Below are 19,027 nucleotides of genomic sequence, written 5' to 3'. Positions count from 1 at the left end.
CGCGTCTTGTTGTGCTGCCGCCCGGGCCAATTCCCGGACGAGCTCAAGCAAACCAACATCTGGCGTCGGGTTTTGCTTTGCTGCTGGGGACTTGGTGATCTCTTCACAAATCGAAAAATCGGTTTGGATCGGTTTTTGAACTGTCATGGTGCTCGCTTTATGTTTCAACGAGCGTGAGATCGGTCTCCTCTGGAAAATTTAGAAACGCAGTTTAATCCGAACGGTTCGGAGAGCGAGAAACGCTCTCCGAAGGCTGCAGGCTAAGTCTGCGTTTCAGCGATCACTCGACGTGTTATTCGGTCGGCTCGACGCAGGTTCTGGATGAGTTGAAGACATCTTTGAAGCGCCACCAAAGGTTCAACGGTCCGGTTCAATTCGGCTGCTCGATTTGTCAGCCGCTTGTTGATCCAAGCACCGCCCGGGCAATGCTCGTCTGCAATCACCTCGCTCACCCATCCGGCTTCTATCTCAGCCAAGACAGGTTGGAGCAGGGATTCGAGATCATTGAGATCGCGATCACCGAACATTTCACCCGCACGGAGGCGTGAGCCAAAACGATAAGCAATGCGCGCGCCAGTGGGCTCCAGATTGTCGATTAGCGTGTCGAGTGCCTTCGACGCTGAGGGCACCATGTTGAGCGCATCGAGGATCGCTGCCTCGATGGGCAATAGCTGCTGTGCGATGCTATCATACATAGCGCACCTCCCGCGTATCCGGCCGTCCCTTGCGCCGCGTTTCAACCGTGACGGCGCGTATCTTTCGACCCGAGCCTCTGCTGCCGAACCTACGGGAGCGCCGGATATCGCGTTCTGCATGTATTCGTGCGCGAACGCGATGAAGTCGATCCAGCGCTGCGTCGGCGAGTTCACCCAATACGGGCGTTCCATCGGAGTTTCTGTCGAAGCCGCTGTTGTTGACAGATACGGAAACACGTCGAGCCGCATTGAAGCGTGTTGGCGCCCTCAAAGAAGCCTGTTCCCGCTCCTCTCCCGAACGCACATCGACGCAATAGGCCTGCTTGCGTGGACAGGGGTTCGTTGTGCCGTAAGCCAGAACCGCAAAGCGCTCACCGGCCATTTCCTCGACATCAATAACCAGCGACGGCCGAACTTTGGGATCATCCTCTCCCATCGTTTCATGGGGGAAGCGAAACGCGACGACATCGCCAACTTTCAAACGGGATTTCCAGTTCTCGGAGGGCAGCGCGATTTCAGTTTGAAGTGTCATGAGACATCCTTCATCGAAGTTGAAAAGAGCCGCGTCTTCCACCGTGTTTGGGCTGGTTCCCACTTTCGGCTGCGCGACATCCGGACTGCGCAGTCGAAGGTGGGCGACCTGCCTTTTCCGCTGTTTCGGTTCTCGTCCGTGCGCTGTTGTCTGGTCTGTTGCAGCTTTCCGATCTTCCGCCAGAGTGTTCGAAGTGTTTCCAATGGGTCGGTTGACGGGTGTTTCCGAATGCTGTGCCTCTGTTGGAGGGCCACAGAGTTCTCTGTGTCCAGTATGGTTCCCCTGTAGTGGACATGGACCTGTCCGGTCCGGAGCGACGGGCAGTTCTGGGAGTGTTCCTGCCTTCTTGCGCGCGTAATACTGGGACCTACCAAGACCATAGTTCAGCCAGGGCTTGTTTCTCGATGCGCTGTTTTCGAGCAGGTATTGATCTCGCGAGGTACTCCCCTGAACAGCACGCCGTGCTCGTTCCCGTTCAGCTTTTCTGCGGTGGCGCTCTTCCGCTGGCATCACCTGACGCATGCTCAACTGACGCGCCATATCCGCTGATACGTCGAGACGCTCCGCAACAGTCGAGCCGCGGTAACAAAATCTCTCGCTCTCGCGTGCATTGTCGCAAGCTTGCAGCTTTGACTTCGCAAGAGCCTGCTTGATAATGGCGTTCGTTTCGTTCTGGCATAGCCCGGGCGTTGCCATGTCTGCCGCTCGTTGAATGTGACCTTCGATACTCTGGGTGTCCGACTGATGGGTCAGGCAGGTGGCATAAAAATGCAGCCATGTGTTTCGGTACCCCACCGGGATCACCCCACCGTGGTAAATCCGGTAAGCCTCGAGATCTTTCAGGATCTGTTCAAATCGCTCAGCTTGGGTCAATCCCCGCGGCATTGTCTGACTACCCGGCTCCCGATCCTGACGCTGCTTGCGGCGCTCTGCGAGTTCGGAACGGGTGGGCCGCCCGACGGCGGCAAAAATCTGATCGGCAAGGACATCAAAATCCTGGCGTTGGCAATTCCCACCAGACACCTGAACGACCCGGCCCGATTTCTCGTTTCGAGTGCCGGGAATGCGAAAGACGCGAGCTGGGTCATTGCAAGAACGATCCGAACCAAAGTGAGCAAGCAGATCCATCAATGCCCGGATTGCCGCCTGCCAGCGGGATAGTGCAGCAGGTGGCATCGAATGGATCAACCAGATTGCGGCCAGTCCTCGTCCCGTTCGCAAATAGAATGATGGCTCAGAGACACCGCGCATCAGAAGATGGCCCGCGACGGCTGCCTGAACGTCTTCTTCACCCTCAGCGCGCCAGCCGGGATCATTGTGATAGTCCAGATCGACATAAAGCGAATTCAGGCTGACCAATCCTGAATTGCAGCGTGTGCCCTTAAACCGGTTCAGCGAGATAAACGATGTCCGATCCAGCAGCGCATGAAGACACGCTACAATCCCATCCGGACAACGTGTAAATTGTTGGCTTGGCTTCTCGGAATTCTTGATCAGAACGGCAGGATTCCCAATCACTCCTTGCGGATGGAGGAGTTGAACGTATTCCTCTGGCGAAACGGTGTGGATATCATCTGAATGCGGGGCAAAGTCGCGCGGATCGGTGTGCTTCATCCGCGGGAATTGGCTCTGCGGTTGTTGGCACAGAAAAATCCAAGCAAAGAAAGGCAAGGCCCGGGTGACGCCCCATGCCCGTCAACCGATCAACGGCTCGAGTCCAAACATTGTAGATCGCATCAAGTGTTGCGCCCTGCAAAAACTGGCATCGGTGTCATCGCGTACGCTGACGCGGCTTGCGTGTTCTTACACGCGGTATGTTGGAAACCCGATCATTCCGCTGGAGCTGAGGTGGGTGATACGCCTCAAGGTCGACATCAGAGGAGAATTCCTCATCGAGGATATCTGATGGATCGGCGTCTATGCCTTCTGTCGCCCATCGCACCGCTTGCTGGTATGTTGTCTCAGTTATGAGACATTCTATTTGCGACGAAGCTTCCAGCGCTGCTTTCACTTCGCGCTCGGATCTCGCCTCCAGCATTCGACGTTTCTCATCGCTGGCCGTTTTCTTGCGGGCAGCCTCTCTCACCCGCGCGATACGCTCCGCTTCGAGGTCGTCTCTCTGACGCTCCAGGGCGCGCAGCTGCAACCACGAGTGCCAGAGTGTTGAATTGTGTTCTTGGACAGCCTGGCGCCGCACTCCGGCAACTGTGTCGTCGTTTCCGCTTTCTTGCAGTCTGCGGCGCGACCTGGCGGATCTGCGTGGCCCGACATGATCTTGTCTTGCCAGGCCTTGCGGTGCATCGCCTGTCTCGACCATCTCGGCATACGAACGAAGATCAACCCGCGCGTGGGAGCCAATCTTGCGCAGGGCCGCGTTGGTCCGCTTTTCCCATTCTCCGCGGATACGCTTGATTTCTCCGGGGCCTGAGGTTCTGTCGTCAAGAACACGCGTTTTCTCACCAAAATCGCCAGTGATCCTATCAACCTTCCGCGTCGTCATCAGGATGTGGGCGTGGAAATTCAGGTTGGTCTTCGATGGATTGAAGAGCCTCTGCACGTAGTCTTCTCGCGTCAGTTCGAGTTTGCCCGCGCTGTGCCGTTTCTCTTCCACAGGGCACAAGAAACGCGGCGCGTGAATGTCGGCTTGAACGGCAACGCCGTATTTATCGCGAAGCCAGAGGCAGAGGCTGCGGACAAGCCGGACCTGCTCGGGAAGCGGTAGCTCGCGCGGCAGGGATGGGCGCAGTTCGCGGATGACTCTTGCATTCGTTCGGCGTTCCGAACGCTCGGCAGCGTTCCAGAGCTCCTCGGCGTTTCCTGTCCAGTTGATCAATTCATGAGACAGGAGGCCACCCTTTCTGCCCGGCGAAAACCGTCGTCCAACCCGCGCATCCCGGAAGGTGGTGCGCGCGGTGTAAGCGGCGGATTTGACGGCGGAGCGACCGTCGGCGCGAGAATGCAGGATGACTTCGAGTCTGCTGGCGGGGTGTATCATGTAAAGGACATCGGGCCCCAACCCGATCTCCGCACAAAAAAGCCCGCGGCAGGCGCGCAGGCAAACCCCGAGTTTGCGTAACTGCGCGCATTGCCCAGCGGGCATGCGGACGGCCGCTCACGAGGAGGCCTGGCGAAGCCACATTTTCCCGCCCGGGTAGCGAAGCCGGGATCCAGGCCGCATTTCCTGTTCGACCACCTCAATCAAGGGAGAACGAAATGGCGGACCTGGATCAACAAATCGAGCAGGCGCGCGTGAGGCTCAGAGACCTTCAGGCCCGGGCGAGCAAACAACGGCGTCGCGATGAAACGCGCAAAAAGATTATCTATGGCGCTGCTGTTTTGAAGCTTCTCGAGGAAATTGAGAGAGACAAAGCTGATCGGTTGCTCAAGCTTCTGCACGAACGTATCTCACGCGACTCAGATCGAGAGCTGTTAAGGCTGTAAACCCAGTTAGATCTTCTTGAGGCACTGCACGCTCTCAGAAGGTTTGGCTGACTTGGGCCTATTGAAAGAAAAAAACTGGCGCGGCTTACCGCGCTCAGTATCGTCAGGTCGCGACGTGAGAAACATCCTTGTCCGGCGAATAAATGTCCAGGATGTTCCAATGACCGGTCGTTGGTGTCGGGTTGTTGATCATTGGCACATCCAGCACGGTTGGTTTGCCGCTGGCGATTGCCGCTTCCAATGCAGGCAACAACTCGTCAGCAGCGCTGAGTCTGTGCCCTTCCGCGCCGTAGGCTCGCGCTATGTCGGCATAGCCCGGTCCGTTTGCGGGTGCGGCGGCTGATCCGGGGAACGTCGTTCCATAGGTCAGACCGTAGTGCGCTTTTTGAAGGCCGGCGATAGTTCCGAAGGCGTTGTTGTTCATAACCAGCCAGATGATGCCCAGATCGAGTTCGACGGCAGTCGCGAGCATCGACGGGTTTTGACCGAAGCCACCATCGCCCACCAGACTGAGGACAATGCGATCAGGTGCCGCCAGTTTCGCGCCGATCGCGCCCGGAGGACCGAAACCCATCGTCGCGAACCCGCCGGGGGTCAGGATTGAACCCGGCGTCAAAATGTCGAACTGTTGCCCGACACCGTTCTTGTTCCACCCAACGTCCGTTGTGATGATGGCATCCTCGGGCAGTGCCTTGCGGGTATCTGCCAGAATACGCTCGGGCATCATTGGAAAGGCCGATGAAGTCGCCATTTCCTCGTTGCGCGCTTTGAAGTCCGTCCGGAAGCCAGCGATTTTCTGCTCCAGCGTGGGGCGCTTGAAGCCGTCCGGATACATCTCGCGGGCGACCCGGTTGAGGACGCACAAAGCGGCCTTGGCGTCAGCAAAGACTCCGATCTCGGTGGGATAGTTCCGACCGATCTCCTGCGGCTCAATGTCGATATGAATGACCTTCGATCCGGGAATGTTGAACGTGTAGCCAGGGTACCAACTTGAACAATCAGCCTCTTTGAACCGAGTGCCCACGGCAAAGATGTAGTCCGCATTCAAGCAGGACTGGTTGACCAATTCGGTGCCCCAAAACCCGGTCATTCCCAGCACAAGCGGATGGTCGTCTCGCAACGCGCCTTTACCCATCAGGGAATGCGCGACTGGAAGGCCCATATGTTCAACAAATTCTCGCAACTCCTCGCTGGCCTGTGCCAGAAGAATACCACCTCCGACATAAGCTACTGGGTTTTCGGCCTTAGCAAGTGCCTCGACAATCTCACGCGCGGTTTTGTCGTCGATCGATGGTTTCTTGAGCGCGTTCGTGTTACCGAGAATACGATCAAAGCTGTCCGACGGGATGACTTCCGAGAAGATGTCCATCGGCACATTGACCAACACGGGGCCAGGCTGACCGCTTTCCGCGAGGTGAAACGCCTTCTCCAGAATCTCGGCCATCAGGTCGGCGCGATCCACGCGCCACGCGCGCTTCACGAAGGGTCGGTAAATCTCCCATTGGGCTGCGTCTGCATGCAGGTTCACTTCCTGATGCGGATGTTTACCGTAGTAATGCGTGGGAATGTCACCCGCGATCACGACCATCGGGATACAGTCCAGTGCGGCGTTGGCGACCCCGGTGGCGCAATTGGTCAGCCCCGGGGAGAGATGGGACAGCACCACCGAGGCCTTGCCCGTCACGCGGGCATATGCATCCGCCGCGTGGCTGGCGATTTGTTCGTGTCTTACTGTGACGAAATCGATGGGACTTTCCGCCAGCGCAGCCAGAACCGCAATGTTCGTGTGCCCGCACAGGCCGAAAACGTGCTTGACCTCACGGCGTTCGAGAAAGTCAACGATATGTTCGGCAACGGTTTTGCCGTCCAGTTTCGCTCCGTCCATCACGCGACCTCCTGTCCGTAGAACTCACCGAACAGGTCCGGCTCCGAGGGGCGATCCTCAGGGATCGGACGACTGACCCAGGTGTAGTTCATCATGTGTTTCATGGTGACGTTTTCGTTGGTGATGTTGCCGCCCCAGATGCCGCAGCCCAGGCTGCTGGTCATAGGCATGCCATTTGTCCAGGCACCCGCATTGGCCTTGGATTGAGGCTGTCGCACCATCATACGGCTGACCGGAGCCAGACGCGCCAACCGGTCGATGTGATCGTCATTGTGGCTGTAGATGCCGCAGGAATGGCCCTTGCCCCCGGTGTTGTAGATCTGGCTGACCGTTTCCAGCGCATCATCGAACGTTTCGAAGTGATAAAGCGCCATCAGCGTGGTCAGTTTTTCCTTGGAGAACTTGTGCTGCGGCCCGATTTGCCCCTGATTTTCAACCATCAGAAACTTGCGATCTTCGGGGATGCTAAAACCGGCGACCTTGGCCGTTTGCTGCGGCGGACAGGCAATGGTCGGAAACGTACGGTTTCCCTTTTCATCCCACATGGCCGCTTCGAGCATGGCCTTCTCTTCATCCGAACACAGGTAGCCTCCCTCGGCTTGAAGCGCCTTGACCATATCGTCGTAAACTGAGCGCTGGATGATGATGTTGCCGTCGGCCGAGCAGCCCGACCCAAAGTCGGAGGTCTTTGAAATACGGGTATTCTGCGCGGCGATATCCAGATCGGCAGTCTCATCAATGACAATGGATGAATTGCCTGCGCCGACACCATAGGCTGGACGCCCTGAACTGTACGCCGCTTTGACCATGGGTTTGCCGCCCGTCGCCAAAGTCAAGTCGCAGATCTCCATCAGATGTTGCGTCAATGGGATCGAGGGTTTGCGAATGGATTGAAACAAGTCCTCGGGGGCACCGGCAGCACGACAAGCTGCACGCATAACCTCGACCATTTCGAAGGTCGTATGAGCGGTTCGCGGGTGCGGGCTGAAAATGACGGCATTCCGGGCGTTGGCGGCGGAAACGCCGGTCACCGGTGGTGTCATCGCTGGGTTAGTCATTGGGATCAGGGATGCGATGACGCCAGCAGGTTTGGCATATTTCACCAGACCTTTTTCCTCATCAACCTCGACGATGCCGGTCGAGGGTGTGCGCAAGACATCTCGCAGCACCATGTGAATCTTGAAGCGCTTCGCTGGGCGGCCTTCGCGATCTCCGATACCGCTCTCATCCACGCCTTGTTGAGCCAGACGCGTGAAGGTTTTCTCATTACCTGCATACCACGCGATGGCCTGAGACAGGCGGTCCAGCCTGTCCTGATCCCAATCCTCGATCTCGGCCATGGCAGCGCGGGCGCGTGCCAGCATATCTGCCGCCATGTCGCGGTCGTTTTCAGTGAGCTCTTTGCCCATGATGATCCTCTTGGTGTTTTGGAATTGTAGCATCGGGCATACGACGCTGTGACCGCGCCTCGCCAAATGTTCGCTTGGCGTGGCTGAGACAGCGACGCGCGTGTTCTTCATATCCCAACTCGGCAACGCGGCTTTGGTTGGGCAGTTCGATGGAATAGTCGACGGGCGGCATCCGTTCGATGATGCCGGTGAAATCGATCCATCCCTCACCGGGATATAGCCGCGCATCGCGGGCCAGTTGGATCATGCCCTCACGCGTATCGGCGATGCCGGGTAGGCAATCAGAGATATGCAGGAAGTGAAACAGGTCCGAGGGGACGTGTAGCAACTCTCCCAAATCCACGCGGCTGAGATGCAGATAAAGCGTATCAACCAGAATACCGCCATTCGGCTGATCGGAGGCGCGGACAATGTCAAGCGTCTCATCCAGAGTACGAAGGCGGGAAAAGCTTGGGAACTCCAGGTCCACTGTTAGCCCGTAGGGTGCCGCCAGTTCGCAGGTTTCCGAATAGACGTCGATCAGGAAGTCACGATCATCGCGGGTATTGGTCCACGCGCTCATGATCATGCGCTTGGCACCCAATTCCCCACCGATCTCAAGAGAAGGCTCAAAACTGCGCGGATCGACATCTTCTGTGATGCGCGCAAGTTCGACATCGAGGACTTTCAAGCCAGTGGTAGAGAGAGCAGTTTTGGTGGCATGCACCTGTGCCTTGTCGATTGGAGATTGAGTGAATTCACCGGGCACATGCATCGGAATGAAGCGGGGGCTGACGGCATCGTAACCGGCCCGCGCTGCGATATAGACCAACTCGGGCGGCGTACAGCCAATCAGCGTCAGGTGCGCCAAGGAATAGAGAGAGGGGCTTGCGCCAGCCTCTTCGGGTTTCACCATGAACGGCAGCTCCACGTGTCTGCGAATCTCAAATTCATCACACGTAGTAAAAAATATCTGATATTTTTTAAAATATCAACTTTTAATACTGAGCAGGAAATGAAAGCGCCCGGGCAACTGCCCGGGCGTGTTTTTCATTCTTGTTGGCAGCGCCTTAGAGAGTAACCCAGTCGCCTCCGGACTGGTGAGAGCGCACAGTGGCATCTATGAATCGGACGCCGTCTGCGCCTTGATTGACGCTGGGATATGTCAGCCAATCGGTCGGAACGGAAACGCCATCCCGGCGCGCGGCTACGGCCATGGCAAATTCCGTATAGAGGTTGGCCCAAGCTTCGATAATCCCTTCGGGGAAGCCGCGCGCGGTACGGATCAGACGTTCTGCGCCGGGGCCGATACCATGCCCGTGACCTCGGCTGATGATACGATCCGGCTCGCCGAACCGATTGAACTTCAGCTGCTCCGAATTCTCCAAATCCCACTCGAGGCCTCCTTCGCTCCCGAATATGCGCAACCGCAACCCACCCCGATTTCCGGGGGCAAGGCGTGTTGCCATCAAGGTTCCTGGGACTTCATTTTGGTAACGGGTGAACATGAACACCGTGTCTTCCAAAGGCTTTGGCGCGCCGCAGACATGAAACTCGGCCCGTAGGTCGGTTAAGGGCAGGCCCGAGACAAAACTGGCCAGATGCGCGGCATGGGTGCCGATATCGCCGACGCAACTGGTCGGGCCAGAAATCTTTGGGTCCAGCCGCCATTTGACATGGGGCGCATCAGCCACATCATCGGGCGTCATCCAGTCTTGCATGAACTCGACGTGGATTTGGTTGATTTTACCGATGCCGCCTTCCGCTACGATTTGTTTGGCCTGACGGATGACCGGAAAGCACGACATCGCATATCCGACGGCAAAGACCTGTCCCGTGCGCGTGGCGATCCCCTTAAGCCCCTCGGCCTCGGCAACTTCGTTGGTCAGGGGCTTGTCGCACAGCACGTCAATGCCCGCCTCAAGAAAGGCTTTGGCCGCTTCGAAATGAACGTGGTTCGGGGTCGTGATCATGACGGCATCTACGCCATCCGGGTGCGCCGCCTCGGCCTGCGCCATCTCATTGAATGACGCATAGCACCGGTCGGCCGGCAGGAACCACTCGGCCCCGCGCGCCTTGCTTCGCATGGCGTCAGAACTGAGCGCTCCTGCGACGACCTCCCACCGGTCGGTCATCCGCGCGGCCGTTGCCTGCGTGACAGAGATACGTCCGCCGCCAACAACACCCAGCCGCAAACGGCGAGACAATCGGGGGAAAGGTCCGTCAAAGTTCAGGTCTTCGGAAAACAGTCTCTCAGCCATTCTGAATCTCCATTTCCGGGACCCGTACGCCTTCCGGCAGCATTTCCACCGCCATGAAAATGCTGGGGGTAATCGTCTCGTACTGATGCCAGGGATAGTTGCCTTCGGCGTCATACATCGGTTTGTGCGTCGTGCCGGGGGCCATGAATTCTTCGAGGTAAAGGGATTCAACATCCCGCTCACGGCATTGCTGCATTTTCCCAAGGCCTACGATTTGTGTATGCACTTCGCGAAACCCCGGCACCGGGCAGAACGGATGATCCTTGTGCAATCCGACATTCAGCGGCACCGAGCCGGAATGGTACATGGTCAGCCCAACGTTACCCACAAAGACCTTTGGCGACATGTAGTGGCTGACACCGCGTAAACGCTCCTCTTGGCGAACATCAAAAGCAGATGGCCATGTATCTTTCACCCATGCGAACAACTCGTTGTCATCGGCATGGGCGTCGAAATCGTGGACAATGACTGCACGTTCCACGCCGCCAAGCGTGCTGTCTTGCACGATCACAGAGGAAAGCGGTGCAATGGTCTGATCCTCGACAGAGAGATTTCGCCCCCCAAGGTTAAGGACGATGGCGCGACCCTCGATAGAAATTCTGCGCTCGTCAGTTATGTGCTGGACGCGAAAGAATGGCTGAGCAAAGTCGAGTGTCTCAATCGGCATGAACCAATTCCTTCCTCTCATCGTTAAGGAAATCGACCGGCAAAGGCTCCGGAGCCGCGCAACGGCTTTCTATCGTCTGATAGGCGCCAAATTTTGGTGCCCGTTCGATCGCGTCCATGACCTCGAAAACGTGGTAGGCGAGCGCTCCACTTGCACGGGGTTGGCGTCCTTCTTGCGCCGCCAGAGCCAGATCCAAAAGGCCGAGACCACGGCTGTCCTCATTGAACCCGTGTTTGTTGACGACCACCTGCCAGCCTTCGCGACCGGATGGGCGCGGCTGATGAGACCAGCGCGAGGTCTCCCGCGTTTTCAGCCAGACATCCCCCTGAAAGATGTTGGCACCATGTACCGGGTCAGGGTCTGGGATGCTGATGGTGCCTTTTTCACCGTAGATCTCGAACCGCGGCGTTTCGCTATCCCAGACGTCAAAGCTCATGGTCATCGACCCTATAGCCCCGGAAGAGAACTGCAGTAGGCTTAGGGAATGCGTGTCGACCTCGACATCCATCCATTCACCGTTGCGAGGGCCGTTTTCGATCATCCTTTTGTCGAACGTGCGCCGAGCCATTCCGGCGACCCGGTCAACCGGACCAAGGCAGCAAACCATGGCGGTCAGGTAATATGGCCCAAGGTCCATCAAGGGCCCGCCACCGGCCTGGTAGTAGAAATCCGGGTTGGGATGGTGGCGTTCCGTCCCGTGGGTACCGACATGGGCAAAAACCCCTGTCGGTTTGCCAATGGCACCCTCATCGATCAAGCGCCGAACGGTTTGCCAACGACCGCCCAGAAATGTGTCGGGTGCGCAACCGACCAGTAGCCCCTTTTCAGAGGCCATGTGCAGAATCGTCTTACCATCCGTTCGATCCATAACCAGCGGCTTCTCGGAATAGACGTGCTTGCCCGCCTCCAACGCACGCAGGCTGATTTCGGCATGCGCCGCCGGAATTGTCAGATTCAGAACGCAGTCAATCGTCGGATCGTCAAACACCCCAACTGGCGCACAGGCCTTGGCGATACCGTATTGATCTGCCTTGGTGCGGCTTTCCGAGGGGTCAAGGCTTGCGCAAGCCACGACCTCAACGTTTGAGAATTTGGATAGTGTTTTTAGATAAATATCGCTGATACGACCACAGCCGATAAGGCCGACCCGGAAGGATTTCGATGTCTCACGTTTCATCATTCCTGTCTTCGTAGAGGGGTAAGTAATTAGGGGGAATCGGCCCTTTGTTGCGGCCACCCTGGTTCATCTGTTCCCAAGCGTGGGCGAGTATTCCGACCGAGCGGGACAGGCAGAACAGCCCTCGCGACAAGGGCGCAGGAAAGCCAAGTTCGCAGAAGATCACAGCTGTCGCGCCGTCAATATTCATGGCAATTGGCCGACCGCCTCGTTGACGACCGAGTTCGGCTTGAACCTCTTCTCCGATATCGGCAAACCGGCCAGGAACTGTGCCTTCTGCCGCCGCATCTCGAACAAGTTGCATCAATCGGGGTGCGCGTGGATCGACAGGTTTGTGAAACCTGTGACCAAAGCCCGAGACGATCTTGCCATAGGTCTCGCGCCAGCTGTCCAGACCGTCCTTCACTGCGTCATTCAACGATGCTCCGCAATCCATGCGAGCTGCGATATCATAGTACAGCTCTGCACACTGCTCTCCTGCCCCGCCGTGCACGTCGCCCAGCATGTTCACCGCAGTCGCCATCGCGTTATTGAGACCTACCCCGCAGGTGGCGGCCATACGCGCAGCCGCGATTGAGGGAGCCTGTGGGCCGTGATCCACGCCTGCGACCAAAGCGGCTTCGAACAGGCGCGCTTGCGCGTCGCTGGGTAGATCGCCCCGCACCATAAGCCAGATCATCTGCGGGAAAGATACGTTTCCGATCAGGTCCTCTATGGCGTTGCCACGAAAAGAGATCTGTCCAGGTTTCATGTCGATGATGGAGGTACGCCACCATTGGCGAACGGCGCGCTCATCGTCTGTCGTCTGCGCGGTCATTGCGTCTGCACCTCTTTCACCGGCTGGGTTTTGCTTTGCGCGGCAAGGCGAATGGGTGCATTGCGCGCGCCATAACCGGCATAGCCCATACGGCGTTCAACAATTTCGAAGAAGAAGCCGTTAAAGATGGGGCGGCTGTATATCTGAAAATACTCAGCTCCCGCCGCCCGATCGTAGAGAATACTCCCCCTGCGCAATTGGGCGACCAAATCGTCATCCAATCCGAATGTCGCTTGCAGATCAGCGTAGTAGTTCTCCGGGATGGACAGGCTGGGAAAGCCAGACTTGAGCAACTGGGCTGAAGTTTCAAAAATATCATCCGACTGGAAGGCAATGTGCTGAACACCAGCCCCAAAGCCATCTTCAAGGAATGACGCCGCCAGTGTTCGACGCCCAACTGCCCCATTCAGGTTTAAGCGCACTTCGCCTTCGGGACTTTCGATAGCCTGGCTTTGCACGACACCAGACGGGTCGGCGACGTTCACGATAGGGGATTTTGCCATCTCGAAAGTCGAAATGTAGTAGAGTAGCCAGCTTTGCATCTCATCGTGACGCATCGTCTGGGCCAGATGGTCGATACGACGCAGACCGGCAGGTTGGGTGGCTTTGGTTTTCGCAACCGGCTCGAACTCAATGTCCCATACCCGATGGAGATCGGATTTCTCATCGATGAAATGAACGACGTTGCCACCAACGCCCCGAATGGCCGGGATATCCAGTTCCCCTGTTCCCACCGGTTGTGAGAAATTCGGCGCGCCCAACGCGGTCGCCCGCTGAACCGTCTGATCCGCATCTTTGACACGCAACCCCATGTCACAAACGGAGGGGCCGTGACCCAGGAACGCCGAATGGGCAAATCCTTCCTTTTCGGTATTCACAACGATGTTTATCGCGCCCTGCCGCCACAGCTCGACGGACTTGGATACGTGTTTTCGCTCCATTCGAAAACACATTGCTGACAACATATCTGCCAGCTGCGCGCCGCTTGTTTCGTCGGCTGTAAATTCGACAAATTCGAAGCCTGACGCATAGACGCGTTCCGGCAGGTCCGGGATGCCGAAATCGGTTCCCGGCTCGGTCCGGGATACCTCATCCAGGAGGTTCACCAGCGACCTGTAGCTGTCTCGGGCCAGTGTTCGGCCACCGGGTTGAGGAGCTGCTTCGTTGACGCGTGCAACCGACCAAGGCCCTTTGTATCCGGCGCGAGACAACACGCGAACGAAGCCCGCAAGGTTCAGCGACCCAAGCCCCGGCAGAAGCCCAAAGTGCCGCTTGAGCCGACGTATATCCATCTCAAGCCGGGGTGCATCGGACAGTTGCACATGGAACAGCCGCTCTCCGGGAATGTCCCGAAGGCGGGCTGGTTTGGATCCGTCGGCAAGCGAGAAGAAGGAATTCAAAGCCAACCCCAGATTAGGGCTGTCGACAGCATCAACGACGCCTAACGCCTGTTCATCCGAGTGAATAAGATCCGACCATGGCAAGCCCATATAGGCCAGACGCATCCCCATTTCTTTAGCGATTTGGGCCGCCTCGCCAAGATCTGCGATTACCTGTTCTTCGGTCGCAGCGACATCGACCTCGAAGGCAGACCCGATAAGCAGCAATTCCGTTCCCAGCTCGCTCATCAGGTCGAGTTTGCGCTTCAGTCGATCAAAGGCGCGCTCACGTCCGGCTTCGGGCTGGCCTTCAAGATTATGGAAGGGTTGTAACAGGCATATCTTCAGGCCGAGGTCCGATGCAATCTTGCGGACTTGCGATGGCGGTCCGTCAAAAGCGGTCAAATCCGGTTCGTGTAATTCGACACCCCCGAATCCCGCGTCAGCGATAGCACTCAGCTTTTCAGCCAGATCACCGGGGATCGACGTTGTCGAAACCGACAGGCACATTATCCCTGATATCCAAACATACGCGGCAACCACAGGACCAGATCCGGCATCAGCATCATTATCACCAAGGCGAAGATGAGAACCGCGAGGAAGGCCCAGATTTCGGAGATGATTTCGCGCAGCGGAATGTCCGTCACGGCGTTGATCACAAAGAGTAGAATGCCATAGGGCGGCGTGATCAAACCGATCATTGAGTTCACGACGACCAGCACTCCGAAATGCACCAGATCAATCCCGAGCGCTTCGCAGGTTGGAATGAACAGGGGCACGATCACCAGGATGATCGTTGTTGCGTCTAACACGCATCCCAGCGCGAGGATCAGCAGGTTTACGAGGATCAGGAATACAATCGGGCTAACATCCGAACCCTCCAGCAGTGCCGAGATCGACTGTGGAATCTGTTCCTGAATGACGATGAAGTTCAGAATGAACGCGCCACCAATGACCACCCCGACGGCGGCGGAGGAGCGCGCGCTGTCGACGAACACTTGATAAAGGCCACGGAAGGTCAGCGCGCGGTAGAACAACGCTGCCAGTAGCAGAGCGTAGAATGCAGCAACTGCGGCGGCTTCGGTCGGAGTGGTGACGCCGCCATATATACCGTACAGCAGGATTGCGGGCATCAGCAGTGCCGGAAACGCGTTGGCGGTTTTAGCCGGCAATTCGCGCAGAGGAACAGGTTCTTCCAATGCAAAGTTCCGCTTTCCGGCCAGGTAATAGTTCATTGCCATGAGGACGACGCCCATGATCAGGCCCGGCAGAATACCGGCTAAGAACAGAGATCCGATGGAGGCCTTGGAAACGAGCGCGTACAAAACCATTGGGATCGAGGGCGGAATGATCGGGCCAATCGTCGCCGACGCCGCGGTAATAGCAGCAGCATAACCTCGGCTGTAGCGGCCATCCTTGGTCATCATCTCAATGATGATCTTGCCGATCCCCGCGGCATCCGCGACAGCCGAGCCGGACATACCGGAAAAGATCAGGGACGCTACCACGTTGACGTGCCCGAGGCCGCCCTTGAAACGACCGACAGCGGCTACGCAGAAGTTCAGCAAGCGGTCGGTGATCGACCCCGCGTTCATGATATTGGCGGCGACGATGAACAAAGGCACGGCAAGCAGGATCGTGCTTTTGTAGAAGCCTTGCAGGATTTTCTCGCCCGCGAGTGCGACGTCCAATCCGGCCGTGCCCAGATAAACCAATGAGGCCAAAAGGATGGAATAGCCGATAGGTGTCCCGATGCCTGCCAGAAGAAAGAGCGCGAGCAGGCAGGAAAGAAGTTCAAAGCTCATTTGCCTGCTTCCTCGTCGTCTTCACCGTCGACACGGGGATGATCGTCAACCACGTTGTACCCAACGACCAGTTCCAGCTCGGTTTTTGGTGGGCCATTTCGCAGGATGTCAAAGAACAACCACCCATACCGCGCAGCTACGACCAGCATGAACACCGCATAGATTGAGAACACGGTGCGCAGTGGTATCTTCTCACCCGAGAACGGATTGCGCACAGTCGAGGTTTTGCGGATTTTCATCCAGTCGATGTAGTCCCACGTCGGCAGGAAACTGTAGAGCATCCCGACTACAATCGCCGCGGCCGCCAGCATCGCAAAGACCTGACGAACGCGCATCGGCACCGAAAGGTAGATGATGTCGAACTTCACGTGATCTCTCTCGCGCACGATGAACGCGCAGCTAAAAAAGATCACCCAGACCCAGAGGATGCCGATCAGTTCAAGCGTCCAACCGGCGGGGGTAAAGAAATACCGCAAGAGAATTTGCAGAAGGAAGATTAGGAAGATTGCCGCCAGCATCCCGCCGGCAATCGCTTCGGTCAGTCGGGAGAACCCCCTTGTGAAGCCTTTCATTGTGGTTCTCCCTCCCTTGTGTAGATGGGCTTAGTTGCCCAGAGCGTTGATCTGCTCGAGAACACCGTCCGGCCATGATCCGGCGAATTCGCTTTCGAGATACATCGACTGCACCTGATCACGGAACGCCGCGAGGTCGGGCTCGTAGACCTCCATGCCCTGCTCCTTGAGGAAGCTGACAAGGTCCTCTTCTTTCTGAAGCTGCTTCTGGCGACCGGATTCAGCCGCTGCATCCGCAGCTTCCTGAACCTTGGCTTGCTGTTCCGGTGTCAGCCCGTCCCAAACCTCTTTGCCGATGGCGATATAGTTCAGGTCGACCAGATGCGATGTCAGGATGATCTGATTGGTCACTTCGTAGAATTTGGCATCAACCACAGTCGGCAATGGGTTATCCTGACCGTCAACGGCACCGGTCGACAGCGCGGTATAGACTTCGGAGAAGGCCATTGGTGTCGGGGCGGCACCCAGCGCTTTGCCAAGGAACTGCCACGCATCCGTGCCCGGCATCCGCAGGTTCACACCTTCCAAATCTGCTGGCGTCGTGACCGTCAATTCATCCTTGGGCTGGCGCAGGTTCACCTGGCGACGGCCCAGATACATGACCGACAGCAGTTTGACGCCCAGCTCCTCTTCGGCCTTTTGTTTGAACGCGTCCATCAAGGGATCGTTGAAGACGGCAACCTGATGCGCGGCGTCCTGATGGACATAGCCGGCGGTAAAGATCGAAAACTCGGGGAAGAACTGTGCCAGTTCCTGCGCCGAGGTGATCGACATTTCCAGGTTGCCCCGGCTGATGGCGTCCAGCTCGGTGCCTTGGGCGAAGATCGTGCCATTATAGCTGGGCTCATAGCTTGCGAAATCAGCGACCATAGGCGCGAAAACCTCGGCCATAGCGACCGAGCGCTGGTCGGTCTCCGATCCTGATGTTGCGAGGCGAAGTTGCACTTTGTCTTCCGCCAGCACACCACTTGTTGCGCTAAACAGAACACCAGTTGCAACCAGGGCTGATACAGCAGCCCGGCGGGTAAGTTTGGTAATCACTTTGCTCCTCCCTGAGACATCATGATGCTTCTTTTTTGCGATTCAGAGTTTTGACCTATTTTTGTCGTTTTGCAAGATTTTTTATAAAATATCTGATATTTTTATGCAGCCGTCATATCTACCTTTGGTGTTTTTTGTAGGTTTTTGATCCTGACCGTCTCACCTGTTCTGCAGGAATTCTGAATAGCTTCAATAACTTGAAGCGTTCTGAAACCTTCCCATCCAGACACAATCGGCTCTGCTTTGTGCAAAGCTACTTCAACAAAATGCCTAAGCTGATTGACCAGAGGATCAGACGCACCCTTCTTCAGCGCGGTTGATGAGATAGGCGTCCACCAGTCCCTTTGCTCACTCTGGTAACTCCACAATCGAAGATCAGGAACGGACAACGAACCATGAGATCCACCTATCATGTAGCTACTCTCAGTGGTTGAAGGATAGATTGGATATTCCTGAGACGTCATCTCCCAGCTCCATGGAGCTACGATGCTGTCGGACACACTTATCGTCCCTATCGCCCCGCTTTCGAACGTCAACAGAGCACCGGCAACATCTTCGTTGTCGTATCCCCGCTGCGATGCAGCCGACTGAGCCTGTACGGTCATGACTTCTCCGGCCAGGTACCGCAGCAGATCCACATCGTGGACAAGATTGACCGAGATGGGCCCTGCACCGGGTTTCTTTCTCCAGGGCGCAGCATCAAAATACTCGTCAGGCTTATAGAACCAGCAATTCGCATGGACAGCGCGCACATCTCCAATCTTCCCATCGACAATGGCTTCCTTAGCCGACCGGATCAGAGGATTGTGCCGACGATGATGTCCGACCATCAGAGGCACATTGGCCTTCTCCGCTGCTTGAACAAGCTCAAGTGCAGCGGTGGCTTCTACGGCGATCGGTTTTTCGACAAGAACGGGACAGCCATGTCGAACACAGGTTAGGCCTTGATCAACATGAAGCGTAGTGGGCGTCGCAAGCACAGCTCCGTCCGGCGTCTGGTTTGCAAACATTTCCTCCAACGTCTCGTAACACGCGACCCCGTGCTCAACGGCGTAGGCACGACCTCCGTCACTGGGGTCGACCACCGCTACAAGATCAACATGGCGCAACGCTCGGATAGCGTCCGCATGGCGGCGCCCAACAAGACCAATGCCGACAATGGCAATGCGAAAGTTCTTAGACACTTTGCTTCCTTCCGGAGGGTCCGGAAAATCCCGAAACCGATGATAGCGATCGAGCTGCTTTGCCCAACTTGGCCACGACCGTATTGGGGTTTTCGCGATTCCGCAATAATGTATGATATTTTTATTTTTACCATATATCAGTTTGGATTGTTGATGTCTCCGAAAAATGCTAAGTGAACGAGG

The 19,027-nt window shown here is 56.7% G+C and carries 16 protein-coding genes; 1 reads left to right on the top strand and 15 read right to left on the bottom strand.

The window, feature by feature from the left end:
• Positions 1-260: 260 nt before the first annotated feature.
• From AC2TAD_RS08310 to AC2TAD_RS08300, 3 genes are all read right to left on the bottom strand, one after another.
• Positions 261-695, bottom strand: coding sequence for a hypothetical protein (locus AC2TAD_RS08310; RefSeq protein ID WP_170773917.1), 435 nt, complete (start codon positions 693-695; stop codon positions 261-263).
• The gene (locus AC2TAD_RS08305; RefSeq protein WP_480867081.1) at positions 688-2,841 is read right to left on the bottom strand and encodes a hypothetical protein; all 2,154 of its coding nucleotides are present in this window, start codon (positions 2,839-2,841) and stop codon (positions 688-690) included. The genes AC2TAD_RS08310 and AC2TAD_RS08305 overlap by 8 nt, the downstream gene beginning before the upstream one ends.
• A 157-nt stretch (positions 2,842-2,998) precedes the next feature.
• Positions 2,999-4,222 carry a MobA/MobL family protein gene (locus AC2TAD_RS08300; RefSeq protein ID WP_480867079.1) on the bottom strand — a complete coding sequence of 408 codons (1,224 nt, stop codon included), beginning with the start codon at positions 4,220-4,222 and terminating at the stop codon, positions 2,999-3,001.
• Positions 4,223-4,440: 218 nt separating this feature from the next.
• Here AC2TAD_RS08300 and AC2TAD_RS08295 point away from each other — a divergent pair, with 218 nt between their 5' ends.
• Complete coding sequence (locus AC2TAD_RS08295; RefSeq protein ID WP_170773913.1) at positions 4,441-4,668, top strand: hypothetical protein; 228 nt, start codon at positions 4,441-4,443, stop codon at positions 4,666-4,668.
• A gap of 103 nt (positions 4,669-4,771) precedes the next feature.
• On the opposite strand, the gene AC2TAD_RS08290 is transcribed toward AC2TAD_RS08295, so the two are convergent.
• The 12 genes from AC2TAD_RS08290 to AC2TAD_RS08235 all read right to left on the bottom strand — a co-directional run bounded on the left by AC2TAD_RS08290 (position 4,772) and on the right by AC2TAD_RS08235 (position 18,844).
• Positions 4,772-6,553, bottom strand: a complete 1,782-nt coding sequence (locus AC2TAD_RS08290; RefSeq protein ID WP_170353331.1) for a thiamine pyrophosphate-binding protein — start codon at positions 6,551-6,553, stop codon at positions 4,772-4,774.
• Complete coding sequence (locus AC2TAD_RS08285; protein ID WP_480867077.1) at positions 6,553-7,962, bottom strand: aldehyde dehydrogenase family protein; 1,410 nt, start codon at positions 7,960-7,962, stop codon at positions 6,553-6,555. Before AC2TAD_RS08285 ends, AC2TAD_RS08290 begins: the two co-directional genes overlap by 1 nt.
• Positions 7,943-8,857 carry a sugar phosphate isomerase/epimerase family protein gene (locus AC2TAD_RS08280; protein WP_480563122.1) on the bottom strand — a complete coding sequence of 305 codons (915 nt, stop codon included), beginning with the start codon at positions 8,855-8,857 and terminating at the stop codon, positions 7,943-7,945. Before AC2TAD_RS08280 ends, AC2TAD_RS08285 begins: the two co-directional genes overlap by 20 nt.
• Positions 8,858-9,011: 154 nt before the next feature.
• Positions 9,012-10,202: a Gfo/Idh/MocA family protein gene (locus tag AC2TAD_RS08275; protein ID WP_170773905.1), complete on the bottom strand. Its 1,191-nt coding sequence runs from the start codon at positions 10,200-10,202 to the stop codon at positions 9,012-9,014.
• On the bottom strand, positions 10,195-10,869 hold the full coding sequence (locus AC2TAD_RS08270) for a hypothetical protein (RefSeq protein WP_480563119.1): 675 nt from the start codon (positions 10,867-10,869) through the stop codon (positions 10,195-10,197). The genes AC2TAD_RS08275 and AC2TAD_RS08270 overlap by 8 nt, the downstream gene beginning before the upstream one ends.
• On the bottom strand, positions 10,859-12,049 hold the full coding sequence (locus AC2TAD_RS08265; RefSeq protein WP_480867074.1) for a Gfo/Idh/MocA family protein: 1,191 nt from the start codon (positions 12,047-12,049) through the stop codon (positions 10,859-10,861). Before AC2TAD_RS08265 ends, AC2TAD_RS08270 begins: the two co-directional genes overlap by 11 nt.
• The gene (locus AC2TAD_RS08260; protein WP_480867072.1) at positions 12,036-12,863 is read right to left on the bottom strand and encodes a citryl-CoA lyase; all 828 of its coding nucleotides are present in this window, start codon (positions 12,861-12,863) and stop codon (positions 12,036-12,038) included. Before AC2TAD_RS08260 ends, AC2TAD_RS08265 begins: the two co-directional genes overlap by 14 nt.
• Entirely contained in the window at positions 12,860-14,752 is a 1,893-nt protein-coding gene (locus tag AC2TAD_RS08255) for a bifunctional sugar phosphate isomerase/epimerase/4-hydroxyphenylpyruvate dioxygenase family protein (RefSeq protein ID WP_170773897.1), read from the bottom strand. Before AC2TAD_RS08255 ends, AC2TAD_RS08260 begins: the two co-directional genes overlap by 4 nt.
• On the bottom strand, positions 14,752-16,047 hold the full coding sequence (locus AC2TAD_RS08250) for a TRAP transporter large permease (protein ID WP_170328647.1): 1,296 nt from the start codon (positions 16,045-16,047) through the stop codon (positions 14,752-14,754). The genes AC2TAD_RS08255 and AC2TAD_RS08250 overlap by 1 nt, the downstream gene beginning before the upstream one ends.
• The gene (locus tag AC2TAD_RS08245; RefSeq protein ID WP_480867070.1) at positions 16,044-16,619 is read right to left on the bottom strand and encodes a TRAP transporter small permease; all 576 of its coding nucleotides are present in this window, start codon (positions 16,617-16,619) and stop codon (positions 16,044-16,046) included. The genes AC2TAD_RS08250 and AC2TAD_RS08245 overlap by 4 nt, the downstream gene beginning before the upstream one ends.
• Before the next feature lie 30 nt (positions 16,620-16,649).
• Entirely contained in the window at positions 16,650-17,660 is a 1,011-nt protein-coding gene (gene dctP, locus AC2TAD_RS08240) for a TRAP transporter substrate-binding protein DctP (RefSeq protein ID WP_170773895.1), read from the bottom strand.
• A gap of 101 nt (positions 17,661-17,761) precedes the next feature.
• Positions 17,762-18,844, bottom strand: coding sequence for a Gfo/Idh/MocA family protein (locus tag AC2TAD_RS08235; protein WP_480563115.1), 1,083 nt, complete (start codon positions 18,842-18,844; stop codon positions 17,762-17,764).
• Between the last annotated feature and the right edge of the window lie 183 nt (positions 18,845-19,027).

It is taken from the genome of Ruegeria sp. HKCCD7628 (assembly GCF_057221005.1).
The sequence above is the reverse complement of the archived record's forward strand: the minus strand, read 5'-3'. Positions and strand labels throughout refer to the sequence as shown.